The sequence below is a fragment of the Pedococcus bigeumensis genome, from assembly GCF_039531795.1.
GTDB lineage: Bacteria > Actinomycetota > Actinomycetes > Actinomycetales > Dermatophilaceae > Pedococcus > Pedococcus bigeumensis.
Genome location: NZ_BAAAQS010000002.1, coordinates 42,505 through 57,857, shown reverse-complemented (window position 1 = coordinate 57,857; position 15,353 = coordinate 42,505). Strand labels below are relative to the sequence as shown.

General features: G+C 72.0%; 16 protein-coding genes and 1 tRNA gene. 10 read left to right on the top strand and 7 right to left on the bottom strand.

Going from position 1 to position 15,353, the window contains the following annotated elements; all coding sequences use genetic code 11:
- The 6 genes from ABD262_RS09650 (at window position 1) to ABD262_RS09625 (ending at window position 5,779) form a co-directional block, all read left to right on the top strand.
- Complete coding sequence (locus tag ABD262_RS09650) at window positions 1–1,155, top strand: PfkB family carbohydrate kinase (protein WP_344134824.1); 1,155 nt, start codon at window positions 1–3, stop codon at window positions 1,153–1,155.
- Window positions 1,152–2,078: a pseudouridine-5'-phosphate glycosidase gene (locus tag ABD262_RS09645; protein WP_344134821.1), complete on the top strand. Its 927-nt coding sequence runs from the start codon at window positions 1,152–1,154 to the stop codon at window positions 2,076–2,078. Before ABD262_RS09650 ends, ABD262_RS09645 begins: the two co-directional genes overlap by 4 nt.
- A 153-nt stretch (window positions 2,079–2,231) precedes the next feature.
- A complete protein-coding gene (gene eno / locus ABD262_RS09640) occupies window positions 2,232–3,521 on the top strand; it encodes a phosphopyruvate hydratase (protein ID WP_344134818.1) in 1,290 nt (429 codons plus the stop codon).
- Between the two features lie 23 nt (window positions 3,522–3,544).
- Complete coding sequence (locus ABD262_RS09635; RefSeq protein ID WP_344134815.1) at window positions 3,545–4,273, top strand: FtsB family cell division protein; 729 nt, start codon at window positions 3,545–3,547, stop codon at window positions 4,271–4,273.
- Window positions 4,270–4,785, top strand: a complete 516-nt coding sequence (locus ABD262_RS09630; RefSeq protein WP_344134812.1) for a DUF501 domain-containing protein — start codon at window positions 4,270–4,272, stop codon at window positions 4,783–4,785. Before ABD262_RS09635 ends, ABD262_RS09630 begins: the two co-directional genes overlap by 4 nt.
- A 16-nt stretch (window positions 4,786–4,801) precedes the next feature.
- Window positions 4,802–5,779 (top strand): Ppx/GppA phosphatase family protein, encoded by a 978-nt coding sequence (locus tag ABD262_RS09625; protein WP_344135351.1) that lies wholly within the window; start codon window positions 4,802–4,804, stop codon window positions 5,777–5,779.
- Window position 5,780: 1 nt separating this feature from the next.
- Here the strand turns inward: ABD262_RS09625 and ABD262_RS09620 are convergent, their stop codons facing one another.
- Window positions 5,781–6,425, bottom strand: a complete 645-nt coding sequence (locus ABD262_RS09620) for a TetR/AcrR family transcriptional regulator (RefSeq protein WP_344134809.1) — start codon at window positions 6,423–6,425, stop codon at window positions 5,781–5,783.
- Window positions 6,426–6,477: 52 nt separating this feature from the next.
- Here ABD262_RS09620 and ABD262_RS09615 point away from each other — a divergent pair, with 52 nt between their 5' ends.
- A complete protein-coding gene (locus ABD262_RS09615; protein ID WP_344134806.1) occupies window positions 6,478–8,061 on the top strand; it encodes a flavin-containing monooxygenase in 1,584 nt (527 codons plus the stop codon).
- Window positions 8,045–8,896, top strand: a complete 852-nt coding sequence (locus ABD262_RS09610; protein ID WP_344134803.1) for an SDR family NAD(P)-dependent oxidoreductase — start codon at window positions 8,045–8,047, stop codon at window positions 8,894–8,896. The genes ABD262_RS09615 and ABD262_RS09610 overlap by 17 nt, the downstream gene beginning before the upstream one ends.
- Window positions 8,897–8,900: 4 nt before the next feature.
- Here ABD262_RS09610 and ABD262_RS09605 read toward each other — a convergent pair whose 3' ends face one another.
- The 4 genes from ABD262_RS09605 to ABD262_RS09590 are packed head-to-tail and all read right to left on the bottom strand — an operon-like array spanning window position 8,901 to window position 11,897.
- Entirely contained in the window at window positions 8,901–9,230 is a 330-nt protein-coding gene (locus ABD262_RS09605) for a hypothetical protein (protein WP_344134800.1), read from the bottom strand.
- An 11-nt stretch (window positions 9,231–9,241) separates the two neighbouring features.
- A complete protein-coding gene (locus ABD262_RS09600) occupies window positions 9,242–9,544 on the bottom strand; it encodes a hypothetical protein (RefSeq protein ID WP_344134797.1) in 303 nt (100 codons plus the stop codon).
- Entirely contained in the window at window positions 9,541–11,127 is a 1,587-nt protein-coding gene (locus ABD262_RS09595; RefSeq protein WP_344134794.1) for a radical SAM protein, read from the bottom strand. Before ABD262_RS09595 ends, ABD262_RS09600 begins: the two co-directional genes overlap by 4 nt.
- Window positions 11,124–11,897 carry a prolipoprotein diacylglyceryl transferase gene (locus ABD262_RS09590; protein ID WP_344134791.1) on the bottom strand — a complete coding sequence of 258 codons (774 nt, stop codon included), beginning with the start codon at window positions 11,895–11,897 and terminating at the stop codon, window positions 11,124–11,126. Before ABD262_RS09590 ends, ABD262_RS09595 begins: the two co-directional genes overlap by 4 nt.
- A gap of 127 nt (window positions 11,898–12,024) precedes the next feature.
- Between ABD262_RS09590 and ABD262_RS09585 the strand changes: the two genes are divergently transcribed.
- Window positions 12,025–12,102, top strand: a tRNA-Leu gene (locus ABD262_RS09585).
- Between the two features lie 87 nt (window positions 12,103–12,189).
- On the opposite strand, the gene ABD262_RS09580 is transcribed toward ABD262_RS09585, so the two are convergent.
- A complete protein-coding gene (locus tag ABD262_RS09580) occupies window positions 12,190–12,978 on the bottom strand; it encodes a hypothetical protein (RefSeq protein WP_344134788.1) in 789 nt (262 codons plus the stop codon).
- A gap of 198 nt (window positions 12,979–13,176) precedes the next feature.
- A complete protein-coding gene (locus tag ABD262_RS09575) occupies window positions 13,177–14,295 on the bottom strand; it encodes an endonuclease/exonuclease/phosphatase family protein (protein ID WP_344134785.1) in 1,119 nt (372 codons plus the stop codon).
- A 161-nt stretch (window positions 14,296–14,456) separates the two neighbouring features.
- Here ABD262_RS09575 and ABD262_RS09570 point away from each other — a divergent pair, with 161 nt between their 5' ends.
- Window positions 14,457–15,332, top strand: coding sequence for a Bax inhibitor-1/YccA family protein (locus ABD262_RS09570; RefSeq protein ID WP_344134782.1), 876 nt, complete (start codon window positions 14,457–14,459; stop codon window positions 15,330–15,332).
- The last annotated feature ends 21 nt before the right edge of the window (window positions 15,333–15,353 follow it).

Sequence of the window (15,353 nt, the reverse complement as noted above, 5' to 3'; positions counted from 1 at the left end):
ATGAGCCTCACCGATCGTGAGCGGGACATCGTCGACCTGCTCCGTGCCCAGCCCCTCCTCGACGCCGCCGCGCTCGCGGAACGGCTCGGGTCGACCAAGGCAGCCGTGTCGGTGCACCTGTCGAACCTCACCAGGAAGGGCGCCATCCTCGGTCGCGGCTACATCGTCCGCCCTGACGCGCACTCCGTCGTCGTGGTGGGGGGCGCGAACATGGACATCAAGGCCCACTCGAACCACCCGATCGAGCTGCACACCTCGAACCCCGGCGTGGCCATGAGCACGCCGGGCGGCGTCGGGCGCAACATCGCGGAGAACCTCGCCAGGCTCGGCAGCCCGACCCACCTGGTGGCCCCCGTGGGTGGCGACTCCTTCGGCGACGAGATCGTGGCGGCGACCCGCGCTGCCGGCGTCGTCGTCGACCACCTGATCGCCTCGGACGACCCGACCGGCACCTACCTGGCGGTGCTGGACGCCAGCGGCGAGCTGGTGGTGGCGGTGTCGAACATGCGGGCCACCGACCGGCTGACCGTGCGGCAGCTGATGGGCTCGCGCGACCTGCTCAGCCACGCGACGCTGCTCGTCCTCGACGGCAACATCCCCGAGGCGCCGGCCGCCTGGCTGCTCGACTTCGCCGCGGCGGTCGAGGTGCCGGTGGTGCTCGACCCGGTCAGCGTCGCCAAGGCGCGACCGCTCGCCGCCCTCCTCTCACCGCAGCGACCGGTGCTGGCCCTCACCCCCAACCTCGACGAGCTGTCGGCCATCGTCGGCGAACCGGTGGCCCAGACCCGGGTGGCCATCGCCCGGGCAGCCCGCCGGCTGCACGACGTGGGCGTCCGGAACGTCTGGGTCCGCCGTGGCACCAGGGGGAGCCTGCTGAGCAGCCTCGGTGACAGCGGACGCGCCACCGTGGTCACCCTGCCCGCCCCGCCCGTCACCGCCGTCGACGTCACCGGGGCGGGCGACGCGATGACCGCCGCGTTCGTCCACGCCCTCATGCGTGGCGACAGCGCAGTCGACGCAGCCCGGTTCGGCCAGATGGCAGCCGCGCTCACCGTCGCCAGCCCCGAGACCGTCCGACCTGACCTGACTCCCCGACTCATCGACGCCGAGCTCCGCAAGGCAACGACCCACAGCGACACCAAGGAGAACGCATGACCACCCCGCACCCTTCGCTCCAGCTCACGACCGAGGTGGCGGAGGCGCTCGCCGCAGGCCACCCGGTGGTGGCGCTCGAGAGCACGATCATCAGCCACGGCATGCCCTACCCCCGCAACGTCGAGATGGCGCTCGAGGTCGAGCAGATCATCCGTGACGGTGGTGCCGTGCCGGCCACGATCGCGGTGCTCGACGGCGTGCCGCGGGTCGGCCTCACCCGCGACGAGCTCGAGACCCTCGCGACGCACCCCGACGTCGCCAAGGTGAGCATTCGCGACCTGCCCTACGTCATCGCCCGGAAGGCGCACGGCGCCACGACGGTGGCCAGCACGATGCGGCTCGCGGCCCTGGCCGGGATCCGGGTGTTCGTGACCGGTGGCCTCGGCGGGGTGCACCGGGGGGCGGAGACGAGTTTCGACATCTCGGCCGACCTGACCGAGCTGGGCCAGACCGACGTGGCCGTGATCAGCGCGGGGGTGAAGTCGATCCTCGACATCGGCCTGACCCTCGAGTCGCTGGAGACCCTCGGGGTGCCGGTCGTGGTCGTCGGCTCCGACGAGTTCCCGTCCTTCTACTCGCGCGAGAGCGGCCACCCCGCGCCGATGCGGCTGGACGGCGCAGACGACCTCGCGGCGATGATGCGCGCCAAGTGGTCGCTGGGACTCTCTGGCGGCATCGCCGTCACCAACCCGGTGCCCGCCGAGGACGAGATCCCGGCAGCCGAGATCGGGGTGCTCATCGACCAGGCGCTCGCCGAGTGCGACGAGCGTGGCATCCACGGCAAGGACATCACCCCCTTCCTGCTGGGCCGGATCGTCGAGCTGTCCGGCGGTGCCAGCCTCGAGACCAACATCGCCCTCGTGCGCCACAACGCGCGGCTGGGCGCCGCGCTCGCCACGGCATACCAACGCCTGCTCGCCTGACCACCCCCGGCGCAAGCCGGAGGTATGCCGCGGGGCCGGCTCGAGGGGGTGCGTCCACGGTGCGGGTCGGTCGTCGCCCGGCGGGGTGCGGGCGGGTAGCCTCGGTTCGTATCTGTCCGGCACCGTCTGTTCAGCAATCCGATGGAGATGTCTGTGGCCACCATTGACGCAGTAGGCGCTCGCGAGATCCTCGACTCGCGCGGCAACCCGACCGTGGAGGTCGAGGTGGCGCTCGACGACGGCACCATCGCCCGGGCCGCCGTCCCCTCCGGCGCCTCGACGGGTGCCTTCGAGGCCGTCGAACGCCGTGACGGCGACAAGAACCGCTACCTCGGCAAGGGTGTCGAGCAGGCGGTGGACGCCGTCCTCGACGAGATCAACCCCAAGCTCGTCGGTTACGAAGCCAGCGAGCAGCGCCTCATCGACGGCGTGATGCTCGGCCTCGACGGCACCTCCACCAAGTCCAAGCTCGGCGCCAACGCCATCCTCGGCGTATCGCTCGCCGTGGCCAAGGCGGCCGCGGAGTCGGCCGGCCTGCCGCTGTTCCGCTACCTCGGCGGACCCAACGCCCACGTCCTGCCCGTGCCGATGATGAACATCCTCAACGGCGGCAGCCACGCCGACTCCAACGTCGACGTCCAGGAGTTCATGATCGCGCCGATCGGCGCCGAGACGTTCCGCGAGGCCCTGCGCTGGGGTGCGGAGGTCTACCACGCGCTCAAGGCCGTGCTGAAGGAGCGCGGGCTGGCCACGGGGCTGGGCGACGAGGGTGGCTTCGCGCCGAACCTCGAGTCCAACCGCGCGGCCCTCGACCTCATCCTCGAGGCGATCGAGAAGGCCGGCTACCAGGCCGGCACCCAGATCGCATTGGCTCTCGACGTCGCCGCCAGCGAGTTCCACAACAACGATGGCACCTACCAGTTCGAGGGCGCTGCCAAGTCGTCGGCCGAGATGGTCGACTACTACGCCGGGCTGGTCGACTCCTACCCGCTCGTGTCCATCGAGGACCCGCTCGACGAGGAGGACTGGGACGGCTGGAAGGCCATGACCGACCGCCTCGGCGACCGCGTGCAGCTGGTCGGCGACGACCTGTTCGTCACGAACCCGGTGCGGCTGCTGCGCGGCATCGAGTCGGGCACCGCGAACGCCCTCCTGGTCAAGGTCAACCAGATCGGCTCGCTGACCGAGACCCTGGACGCCGTCGACCTGGCCCACCGCAGCGGCTACCGCTGCATGATGAGCCACCGCTCGGGCGAGACCGAGGACGTCACCATCGCCGACCTCGCCGTCGCGACCAACTGCGGCCAGATCAAGACCGGTGCGCCGGCTCGGTCCGAGCGGGTCGCCAAGTACAACCAGCTGCTGCGTATCGAGGAGGAGCTCGACGACGCCGCGGTGTACGCCGGCGCCGGCGCCTTCCCGCGGTTCGTGGCGCGGGCCTGACGGCGGGCCGGCAGGGACAGACGATGGCCGACTCGGGACACGGCACGGACGGGCAGGACAAGCCCGTCCGGCGGTCCAGCGCGCCTGCCACCCGTGCCGGCACCGGGCGTGGCGGCGCGACGCGCTCCACCACGTCGACGCGGACGCCTGCCGCCCGCACCGGGTCCGCGCGACCCGGCACGGCCCGCGCTGCGTCGGCCCGCCCGGGGGCCGGCCCCGGGCGCTCTCGCGCCACGGCCTCCGGAGCCGCCCGCAAGGTGGCCGGGTCGCCGGTCCCGCCCGAGCGGCGCAGCTCGCGTGGGGTGATGCGGGTCGTCGTGCTCGCCTCGATCTTCGTGCTCCTGGCCGTCACGCTCGTCCCGACCCTGCGGTCCTACCTGCGCCAGCAGGGTGAGATCGACGCCCTGCGCGGTCAGGTCACCGAGCAGCGCCAGGGCGTCAGCGACCTGCAGAAGGAGCAGGCCCGCTGGAACGACGAGGCCTACGTGATGCAGCAGGCTCGCGAGCGGCTCAAGTTCGTCAAGGTCGGCGAGAAGTCCTACACCGTGATCGACGGCAAGCCCTCGGCCAAGGCACTGCCCGGGGTGGCCACGGCGCCGGCCGCCTCGAGCGACCACCCCTGGTACGGCCAGCTGTGGGAGTCGGTGCAGGTCGCCGACGCGGGCCCGACGACTGGCGCCAGCACCGGCACGACGTCCGGCCCGGCGTCCGGCACCAGCGGCGGCACGACCTCCGGCACCCCGGCCAAGTGAGCGACCAGCCGACCCAGGCCGACCTCCACGCCGTGCAGGCCCAGCTGGGTCGGGTGGCGCGCGGCGTCGCCGCCGTCGCCCACCGCTGCCCGTGCGGGCACCCCGACGTGCTCAAGACCGAGCCACGCCTGCCCGACGGCACGCCGTTCCCCACGACCTTCTACGCGACCTGTCCCAAGCTCACCGGGGCGATCTCGACGCTCGAGTCCACCGGGCTGATGAAGCAGATGAGCGACCGTCTCGCCGACGACCCGGAGCTTGCCGCCGCCTACGCCGCGGCGCACCAGGACTACCTGACCCGCCGCGCGGAGCTCGGTCACGTCGCGGAGATCGAGGGCATCTCCGCCGGTGGCATGCCCACCCGCGTCAAGTGCCTCCACGTGCTGGTGGGCCACTCGCTCGCGGCCGGGCCCGGGGTCAACCCGCTCGGCGACGAGGCCCTGGCCCTGCTCGACGACTGGTGGGCGTCGGGATCCTGCGTGCCCGACCCCGGCACCGACGGCGAGGACTGAGCGCGGCATGGGTGCGGTGACCCGCGTCGGGGCCGTCGACTGCGGCACGAACTCGATCCGCCTGCTGGTCGCCGACGTCGACCCCGAGGGTGGCACGCTCGTCGACGTCGTGCGTCGCATGGAGGTGGTGCGGCTCGGCTACGGCGTCGACCGCACCGGACGGATCGACCCCGTCGCGATGGAGCGCACGCTGGCGATGGCGGGTGAGTATGCCGCGCAGTGCCGCGAGCTCGGAGCGACCGGTGTCCGGTTCGTGGCCACCTCCGCCTCACGGGACGCCTCGAACGCCGACGAGTTCGTGGTCGGGGTGCGGGAAGCCTTCGCCCACTACGGGATCGCGCCCGAGGTCATCTCGGGCGACGAGGAGGCAGCGCTCTCCTTCCGCGGCGCCACGGGTGAGCTGCGGGCGCGCGGCATACCCGGCCCCTATCTGGTGGTGGACCTCGGTGGTGGGTCGACCGAGTTCGTCCGCGGCACCGAGTCGGTCGAGGCGGCGCGCTCGGTCGACATCGGGTGTGTGCGGATGACCGAGCGGCACCTGCAGTCCGACCCGCCGACGCACGCGGAGATCGCCGCGGCGGTCCGCGACATCAACGCCGCGATCGACAGTGCCGCCCAGGTGGTCGACTTCGCCGGGGTCGGGGCGTTGGTCGGCCTGGCCGGCAGCGTCACGACGATCACGGCCCACGCTCTCGGGCTGGCCGCCTACGACCCCGCGCGGATCCACCTCACCGAGCTCGGGTCGCAGGACGTGCTGCGGGCCTGCGAGTCGCTGCTGCACCTGACCCGCGCGGAGCGGGCTGCCCTGGGGTTCATGCACCCCGGCCGGGTCGACGTCATCGGGGCCGGGGCCCTGGTCTGGCACGAGGTGGTGCGCCGGCTGGACCGTGTGGGTGTCCATCGGGTGATCACGTCGGAGCACGACATCCTCGACGGGATCGCGCTCTCCGCGGCCGCGCCGACGACGCCTCGCGACGCGCCTGTCGCCGACTGACTCAGCCGCGGGGGAGCAGGGCGTCGAGACCGGTCCACACGGTCGACACGACGATGTCGGTCGCCTCCTGCGTCGAGACGCCGGGCCTGCGGGTGCGCCACACGGCGACCCGCTCGCAAGCGCCGATGATGACCTCGACGTAGCCCTCGAGCTGCGGGTCGGGCACGCCGGCGAGGGCCGGTGCCTTGCGGAAGGTGGCCATGGTGGCCGCCGACTGCTGCTCGCGGATGCTCTCGATGAGCGGGCTGGCCTGCGAGGCGACGGCGCCCTCCTGCTGGATCAGCACGAAGGCGTTGGCGTGCTCGTCGATGAACTCGAAGAACGCGCGGACGCCGGCGCGGAAGACCACCTCGAGCGGTGCCGCACTGCCGACCTCCTGCCAGGCTGCCTCGGTGGCCACCCTCAGCTGGGTGCGCGCTCGGGTGATGCAGGCGGAGAGCAGGCCCTCCTTGGAGCCGAAGTACTCGTAGATCAGGGGCTTGGTGACCCCCACCCGTTCGGCGATGTCCTCCATGGTGGTCGCCTGGAAACCGCGCTCCGCGAAGACCTCCTCGGCGACCCGCAGGATCTGCTCCTCGCGCTGGGCACGCGGCATGCGCACGCGCGGTGCGGGAGGGGCGAGGGGCTGCTGGGGACTCGGCGGCACGCGGCAACTCTACCCCGGGTGCGGCCGAACTTACTGATGGTAAGTTGGCGCCATGGCGACACCTCACCACCGGGTGGTCATCGTCGGCACCGGGTTCTCCGGGCTGGGCATGGCGATCCGTCTCGCCCAGCGCGGCGACCACGACTACGTCGTCCTGGAGAAGGCCGACGAGGTCGGCGGCACGTGGCGCGACAACCGCTACCCCGGCTGCGCCTGCGACGTGCCGTCGCGGCTCTACTCGTTCTCGTTCGCCCAGTACCCCGGGTGGTCACGCGACTTCGCGACCGCCGGCGAGATCTGGTCCTACCTGCGCCGGGTCGCCGACCGGTATGCCGTGCGCGACCGGATCGAGTTCGGTGCCGACCTGCGCGCGGCCGAGTTCGACGAGGCGACCGGGCGCTGGACCCTCACGGCCGGCGACGGGCGACGGTGGACCTGCGACGCCCTGGTCCTCGGTGCCGGGGCGCTGCACGAGCCGAAGCTGCCCGACCTCGACGGGCTCGCGTCGTTCGCCGGGGAGCTCGCCCACACCGCGCGGTGGCCCGAGGGCACCGAGCTGACCGGCCGGCGGGTCGGTGTCGTCGGCACCGGGGCGAGCGCCGTGCAGCTGGTCCCCGAGGTCGCGCCGGTGGCGGCCCACACGACCGTCTTCCAACGATCCGCGGCGTGGACGATGACCAAGCACGACCAGGAGTGGAGCCCCTCGCGGCAACGGCTCTTCGCGAGGTGGCCGGCGCTCCAGCGCCTCGTGCGGTGGCGCACGTACTGGTCGCTGGAAGCGCGGGCGCCCCTGTTCGTGCGGCTCCCGGGGCTGGCGCGGTTCGTCGAGCGGATCGCGCTGCGGGAGCTGGCGGCCGCGGTGCCCGACCCCGTCACGAGGGCCGCCCTGACCCCCGACTACCGGATCGGCTGCAAGCGGATCCTGCTGTCCAACGACTACTGGCCGACCTTCGCGCGCACCGACGTCAGCCTCGTGACCGACCCGATCGTGCGGGTCGAGCCCGACGCTGTCGTCACGGCTGACGGCACCCGGCACGAGCTGGACGTCCTCGTCCTCGGCACCGGGTTCGACGTGAGCGGCAGCACCGACCGCATCGACATCCGCGGTCTCGGCGGTCGCTCGCTCGCCGACGCCTGGAGCGGCGGGATGCACACCAACCTCGGCATCACCGTGGCCGGCTTCCCCGAGCTCTACCTCCTCCTGGGCCCCAACACCGGGCTCGGCCACAACAGTGTCGTGACGATGATCGAGTTCGCGACCGACTACGTGCTGAAGGCCCTCGACCGGGGCCGGACCGGCCCGCGGGTCGCCACCCAGCGGGCCCAGGACGCCTTCACGAACGAGATGGTGCGGCGCTCCCGCCACACCATCTGGGCCACTGGGTGCCGCAGCTGGTACCTCGACAGGTTCGGCCACAACACCGCCCTCTGGCCGGGCTCGACCGTCGGATACTGGCTGCGCACCCGCCGGCTCGACGACTCCCAGTTCGCGCCGGTGGCCCGTCACCCCGCGGCCACCACCACGGCGACCGCCCCGACCACCGTGGCGACCGCCCCGACCACCGTGGCGACCGCCGCCCCGGCCACCACACCCACCAGCACCCCGAAGGAATCCGTTGATGCGCAAGGCGTTTGAGCCCCAGGTGTCAATCGTCACGGGCGCTGCCTCCGGCATCGGTCGCGCCATCGCGGCGGAGCTCGTCGCCCGCGGCAGCCACGTCGTGGTGGCCGACCTCGACGGAGCCGGCGCGGTGCGAGCCGCAGAGAAGCTGGGCCCGTTGGCCAGCGCGGCCACGCTCGACGTCGCGGATGCGGCCGCCGTCACGGCCCTGGTCAGGAGCGTCGCCGCCGAGCACGGCCGTCTCGACGTGATGGTCAACAACGCCGGCGTCGCCATCGGTGGCCTGCTCGAGGAGCTCGACGAGCGGCACTGGTCCAAGGCCCTCGACGTCAACCTGCGCGGCGTGATCCACGGCGTCACGGCGGCCTACGAGGTGATGCGCCCGCAGGGCAGCGGGCACATCCTCAACACCGCCTCGCTCGCCGGGCTGATCCCGGCTCCGGCGATGCTGCCCTACACGACCACCAAGCACGCGGTGGTGGGGCTCTCGACGGCGCTGCGCGCCGAGGCCGCGAGCCAGGGCGTGCAGGTCAGCGTGCTGTGCCCGGGCTTCGTCGACACCCCGCTGCTCGACGAGGTGTATGCCGCGCCCGCCAGCCTCGGCGGCAGCAGCGTCCGCGCACGGGTCCGGCTGCTGCAGCCGAGGTTCCTCACGGCGGAGCAGACCGCGAGGGCGGCCGTCGAGGGCCTCGCGGCGAACAAGGCGATCATCCCGGTGGGGTTCCTCGCGCACGTCACCTGGCGCCTGCTGCGCTACGCACCGCCCGTGGCCCGCGCCGTCATCCAGGGGCAGGCGACCGGTCACCGCCGCCTCAGCGACCGGGCCGCAGCCAAGGCTGCCGGACACTGACGGATCAGGAGTTCGGGTTGCTCAGCCCTGTCAGCAGGACGATGCACGCACCGGCGGCCAGGACGAACAGGATCGCCAGACCCGCCAGCATCCCGACCACGACGAACCGCGTCCCCTCCCGCACGAGTCCCAGGACCGCCGTGGCCAGCAGGCCGACGCTCATCCCGAAGGTGGCAAGGGAGCTGAGCCCGCTCGGCAGGTTCACTGCGCCGCCCACGGTGCTGGGGAGCGACACCAGCACACCAGCGAGGAAGAGCGCGGGGAGGCACAGCGCCACCCCGATCCAGAACTTCGCGACGTTGGAGCGTCCCCGCCGCCGGGCTGGCTGTGTCATGCGCGTTCCCCTCAGTCGATCCAGACGTAGATGCCGACGCACGCCGCAGCGGCGAGCACGGTGAGGTAGAGCAGGACCAGCCGGGTGTCGCCGAGCTTGCACCGTGAGCGCAGCAGCCCGCCCCGACGGGCCTTGGCATAGCCGACGATGGCCAGCACCGCGAACCCGAGCAGGGCGACGGGTCCGAGCACCCAGCCGAGCAGCGCGACGGTGGCGAAGACGCACAGTCGCAGGGGGTCGTAGGGCGCAGCCGGCTCGTGCTCGCCCTGCGCGGCGTGCGGCGGCGCGACCTGGCGCGGGTCCGGCCCGGTCATGACGTGGTCTTCCCGGCCAGCGGCAGGCCGACGGCGGTCGAGATGCGTTGCCTCGACAGCGGCGCCCAGGCCTGCACGGCGCAGAACGGCGCGCACTGGTGCCCGCCCGAGTCCGCGACCGTGGCGACGTGCACGCAGCACTGCGTCAGGCGCTCCTCGATCATCGTGTTCATGTCCATGAACGGCTTCACCGTGATCCGCAGGACCCGCTCCCCGAGCAGGGCGCGCAGCTTCTCGCGCTGACCGGGGAGGCGGCCGGCCGCCAGCGTCGCGAGGGTGCTGATCCCCAGGTCGCACCCACTGCAGACGTCGCGCCAGATCCCGGCCATCGACGGGTGCGACAGTGACGACTGCTCGGACAGCAGGTCGAGCAGCGACTGCTTCACCGTCGACCGGAGCGATGCTGGGAGCGCATCGTCGGCGATGCGGTTGGCGAGCACGTGGGGCTCGAGGTCGAGCCACTCCTTGAGCCGCTCGTGCCCCACCAGCGAGACGAGCGAGCGCCAGGTGCCCGAGTCGTCACGCAGGAGGTAGCCCACCGAGCAGCAGTGCGGGTGCGAGCAGGGCAGGGCGGTCAGGTCGCGCCAGGTCACCTGTCCGGCGGTCTGACCGTCGAGCCGGGCGAGCACGCCGGTGTGGGTGAGCCGGTCGTGCGGGTCGATGCCGGTGCCGCGGCCCGAGCCGAACACCGGCTGGATGGTCACGCCACCGATGTAGGGGGTGTCGAGGGCGCGCTTCACCACGAACCCGATCTCGTCGTCGTTCACCCCCAGCGCGGCGGTCATCGTCAGGGTGGTGAAGATGCCGGCCCCCGACAGGCGGTCGATCGCCCGCTCCTTGAACCGGCGGATGTCGGCGCCCCGGTGGTGCGTCGAGGCCCGCGCCGACTCGCCGTCGTACTGCAGGTAGACCTCGACGCGGTCGCGGTGGCGGCGCAGGAGGTCGAGCAGGGCGTCGTCCTTGGCGATCGCGATCCCGTTGGTGTTGACCAGGATCCGCACGATGGGCCGGGCAGCGACAGCCTCGAGCAGCTCGGCCAGCCACGGGTACAGGGTGGGCTCGCCTCCGCTGAGCATGAGCACGTCGATCCGGCCGTTCTCACGCGCCAGCCGGGCGTCGACCGAGGCCAGCACCTGGTCGAGCGGCACCACCGACGCGAGGGCCGGCGCCGACGCGGCGAAGCAGGTCGGGCACTTGAGGTTGCAGTGGTCGAGCAGGTCCTCGAGGAGGATGCAGGTGTGCTGGGTCTGCATCTCGGGGAGCCCGTCGGCATAGGCCGCCGGCACCGGCGCGAAGTTGCCGGTCAGGTCGGGGGTGTGCACCTTGGTCGGGGCGGTCCACCCCTCGAGGTAGCTCAGGATCTCGGGCGACTCGTCGTAGAGCGTGCGCACCAATCCGTGGGAGGCGCACCCGCGCTCGAGCCAGATCCGTCCCTCCCGCTCCACGAGCCACCCCGACAGGCGGTGCACCTCGGTGAGGGGTCGGTCCGGCTTCTCCTCGTGGCACAGCGGGCAGAAGGCGTTGACGTAACGGTGGATGCGGTCGCCGCGCAACGGCATACCGGGTCCGGTGCGGGTGCTCACGCGACCACTGTCTCGTGCCGCAGCCCGCGGTAGGCGCCGCGACGCGCCTGCATCGCCACCCGCGCGAGGATCAACGGCACCGTCACCGCGAGGAAGAGCTGCGGACGGGTCAGTCCCAGCCAGGCGACCTCGTTGCCCCTGACGTACTCGAGGAGGAAGCGGGCGATGCCGTAGGCGCCCAGGTACCAGACCAGGAGCTCACCGCTCGGCACGGGGCGGTGGCGCAGCCACCACCAGATGACGGCGAAGGCCGCGAGGTGGAAGACGATCTCGTAGCCGAACGACGGGTGCAGCGCCATGCCGGCCGGCGCGCCCGTGCGCGCGGCGGCGGCAGCGTCGAGGGTCACTCCCCACGACGTCCCGGTCGGGCTGCCCGGTCGCTCGGTGAGCAGGCAGCCCACCCGGCCCACGGCCATGCCGAGCGCGACCGCCGGCGCGAAGAGGTCGCCGGTGCGGGGCCGGTAGCCGCTGAGGCGCTTGGCGACGTGCACCCCCGCCCAGGCGCCGACCAGCCCTCCCAGGATGCTGCGGTTGCCATAGGCCCACTGCTCCGCGAGCGAGGCGTTCTGGCGCAGGTCGAGGTGCTGGAGCCAGGTGCCCAGCCGCATGAAGACCGCGCCGCCGACGAGACCACCGGTGACCACGGTCAGGAGGCGCTCGTCGGTCGCCCCGCGCCGCCGGGCCTCGGCCGCGAACACGGCGACGGCGGTCACGACGCCGAGCGCGACGAACACCGCGTGCGCGTCGACCCCGAACACCGTGGGAACCACCCCGACACCCCGCCTTCCCCAAGCCCTGGTGCGCCACCTGCCGGGGAGACGTCGTCCCTCCCAGGAGTGCAGCGTGGCACGGCAGAAGCGTGGCACGTCGGCGACGCGCGCGCGGCATACTTGGCCCGCCCCCGTGGCCCAACTGGCAGAGGCAGGCGACTTAAAATCGCCACAGGTGCGGGTTCGACCCCCGTCGGGGGCACCAGTGCGCTCGCGCGGCCAGGTACCCGCGGTCTGGGGCCGGGTCCCGGCCCGGGCGCAGCGCATCCTCAGTCCAGGGCGCGGGAGCTCCTCAGTCCAAGGCGCAGCGGATCTTCCTGGCCCGGGCAGCCGCCTGCTCGTAGGCCACGAGCTGGCGCTGGCCGGTCTTCCAGTTCTTGTGCCAGGCCGCCGTCGCCTGGGCCGGCGTGAGCTGGCCCATCCGCAGCATCTCCATGTCGTGGACGTGGTGCTCCCAGGTCGTCACGGCAGTGCGGGCGCGGGCCAGCGCGGTCGCGCGGGCGGCGATCGCGCTGACGCAGCTCTTCAGCGTGACCACCTGCCCGTAGGGGGCGGCGTCGGCCAGCGCAGCGTCCGGCTCCGGGCAGCTGGTCCCGCTGGCAGCCAGCTCCTGGTCGGCCCGGCGGAAGGCCGCGGCGTTCTCGACGGCCTTGACCCGGGTCTGGTCCCAGAAGGTCGTGGCGACCGCGAGCGAGATCTTGCCGGCGACGAGCAGGTTCATCGCGTCGATGTGCTTGTCGAACTGGGCCAACGAGACGTCCGCCGCGCTCAGCGGCGCCTGCTGTCGCAGGTTGGCCAACCGGCACCGCTCGGACACCGCAGCCAGGGAGATGGGCGTCCCCAGGGTGCCCCTGGGTGCGGCGCTGCTCGTGAGCGCGGTCGAGTCCTGCGTGGTCGCGCCCCGTGTCGTGGCCCGCGTCGTGGCCGTCGCTGGGGCTTGCGGGGACCGCGGGCCAGCCGAGTCGCTCCCGAAGATGTCGCGCGTCAGGACGAACGGGAGGACCAGCGCGAGGATGCAGGCCAGCACCAGGAGCAGGTCCCGTGCGACGCTGATGGTGGGGTGTTCGCCAGTGAGGTTCATGACCTCTCACCTGCCTACGTCTGCCACCTGTCGACCGAGGTTCACCTCGAGTCTGTGCCTGCGGCCCTTCGCTGCACGTCGACCAACGGGACTAGCGTCCGTCACCCAAATGGTGGAAACGGCACCAACCGTGACTCGGGCCCCCTTCTGGACCTTCCACCCGCAGCCCAGCCGGCCTCGAGGGATCCGGCCCAGCGGTCAGAGGTCGACGTCGGCCCAGATCGCGGCGTGGTCGGAGGCGGCGTCCTGCTCGCGCGTCAGCGTCGGGTACATCTCCCAGCGACCCGAGGCGGTCCACACGCCCTTGCGGAAGATGCCCGACGCCGTGACGGCGTCGAAGACGGCCGGGGAGCACAGGATGTAGTCGATCTTGTTGCCGGCCCGACCCGTCGTGTACGTGCCCGGCCAGCCGCCGTCGTCGAAGCTCGGATGGGTGACGATGTCCTTGAGGTCGGTGGGAGCTGCAGCGGATCCCACGAGCAGTGGCGCCAGGGGAGCGGAGTCCGGGGTGTCGTTGAGGTCGCCCAGGACGACGATGTTCTCGACGCCCTCCGCCCGACGGGCCCGGTAGATCTCCGCCACCCGCTCGGCCTGACGCTGCCGACGGCGGTTCGAGTCGGTCGCGGCGCCGTAGCCCTTGGACTTGAAGTGGTTGACCATCACCAGCAGGGTCGCGCCGCCGGCGAGGGTCACGGTGTACTCGGGACAGTCCCGTCCGAAGATCGGCCCGGCCAGGTCGGCGTCGTCGACGTGGCTCACGATCCGCTCGATCTCGTGGTCGCCGCGGGTCATCAGCCCCACGTCGATGCCGCGGTCGTCGTTGCCGTCGATCAGCATGATGTGGCCGTAGATGCGGTCGCTGATCGGTCGCAGCAGGTCGACGTTGAAGCGCTGCAACGCGATCCGGCTCTCCGCCTCCACGACGCCCAGGACGTCGGCCCCGACGTCGTGGACGACCTGCGCCGTGTGGCGGACCGCGAGCTCGGTCACCGCCTGCGTCTTGAGCTCGAGCCAGCCGACCCAGTCGGGGCGACCGTCGGCCACCACGGTCAGGCCACCGGCCTTCGGCCGGGTGATCAGTCGGCCGCGGTTCTGACGGAGCACGACGTAGGTCCCCGAGTCGGCCTTCTCCAGTCCCAGCGCGACCAGCCACTTCACGATGTTGGCCTTGTCCGTGGCGGAGTATGCCGCGTGCTGGAGGGTGCGGGTCAGCTTGGCGTAGGTGTCGAGGAGGGTGCGGTGGGTCGACCAGTCGTCGGCCGCGAGCAGCCTCGCGCGGTCGAACAGGTTCTCGACGTTGAAGCTCGCGATCCGCACGACTCCAGAGTCCCGCGCCGCGCGTCCGTGCACCAGTGGTCAGCCCAGGCGAACTTCACCGTCCACACGCAGGCGACGCGGGAACTTTCACCCCCGTTCCGCACGTAGTCTGGGGTGAGCGGCCGACCGCAGGGCCGCCCTACGCCTCCAAGGAGACCCGCATGGCCAGCAACCCGGTGTTCGACCGGATCGAGAAGGAGTCCAGGCAGGGCTATGCCGGGTTCGGTCGCAGCGGTGCGCCGGCCCAGCAGCCGACGGCAGGCATGGCGTCCACCGACGGCATGACCAGCCAGCAGCTCCAGGACCTCTACAACCAGCCCTCCGCCGGGCCGGTCCAGACCAGGCGCCTCACCATCGACGACGTCGTGATGAAGACCGCTGGGCTCTTCGCGATCGTGCTCGTGCTCGGCGCCGTCGGCTGGGCCGCCATCGAGCGCGCCCCTGACGTCGGGATGGTCCTGCTCCTCGGCGGCATCGCCGTCACCCTCGTGCTCGGCCTCGTGATCGCGTTCAAGAAGACCATCAGCGTGCCCCTCATCGTGCTCTACGCCGTGGCCGAGGGCCTGTTCGTCGGGGCCGTGAGCCGGGTCTACGCCGACGCCTTCCCCCTGCGGGACAACGAGACCATGTTCCAGGGCATCGTCCCGCAGGCGGTCATGGCCACCCTCTGCGTCTTCGCAGGCATGCTCATCGCCTACAAGACCGGCATCATCAAGGTCACCGCGAAGTTCCGGCGCATCGTGACGATGGCGGTGATCGGCTACGCGATCTTCGCGCTGGTCAACCTGCTCTACGCGGTCATCGGCAACCACGCCTTCGGCATCGGCGGCACCGGCGCCCTCGGCATCGGCATCTCGCTCTTCGCCATCGGCCTGGCGTCGGCGATGCTGGCGGTCGACTTCGACTCGATCGACCGGGCCATCGCCGCAGGCGCGCCGGAGAAGTACTCCTGGCTGCTCGCCCACGGCCTGATCGTCACCATCGTGTGGCTCTACCTCGAGATCCTGCGTCTGCTCGGGCGTCTGCGCAGCAACTAGCGTGACCCCGAGATCGCCTGT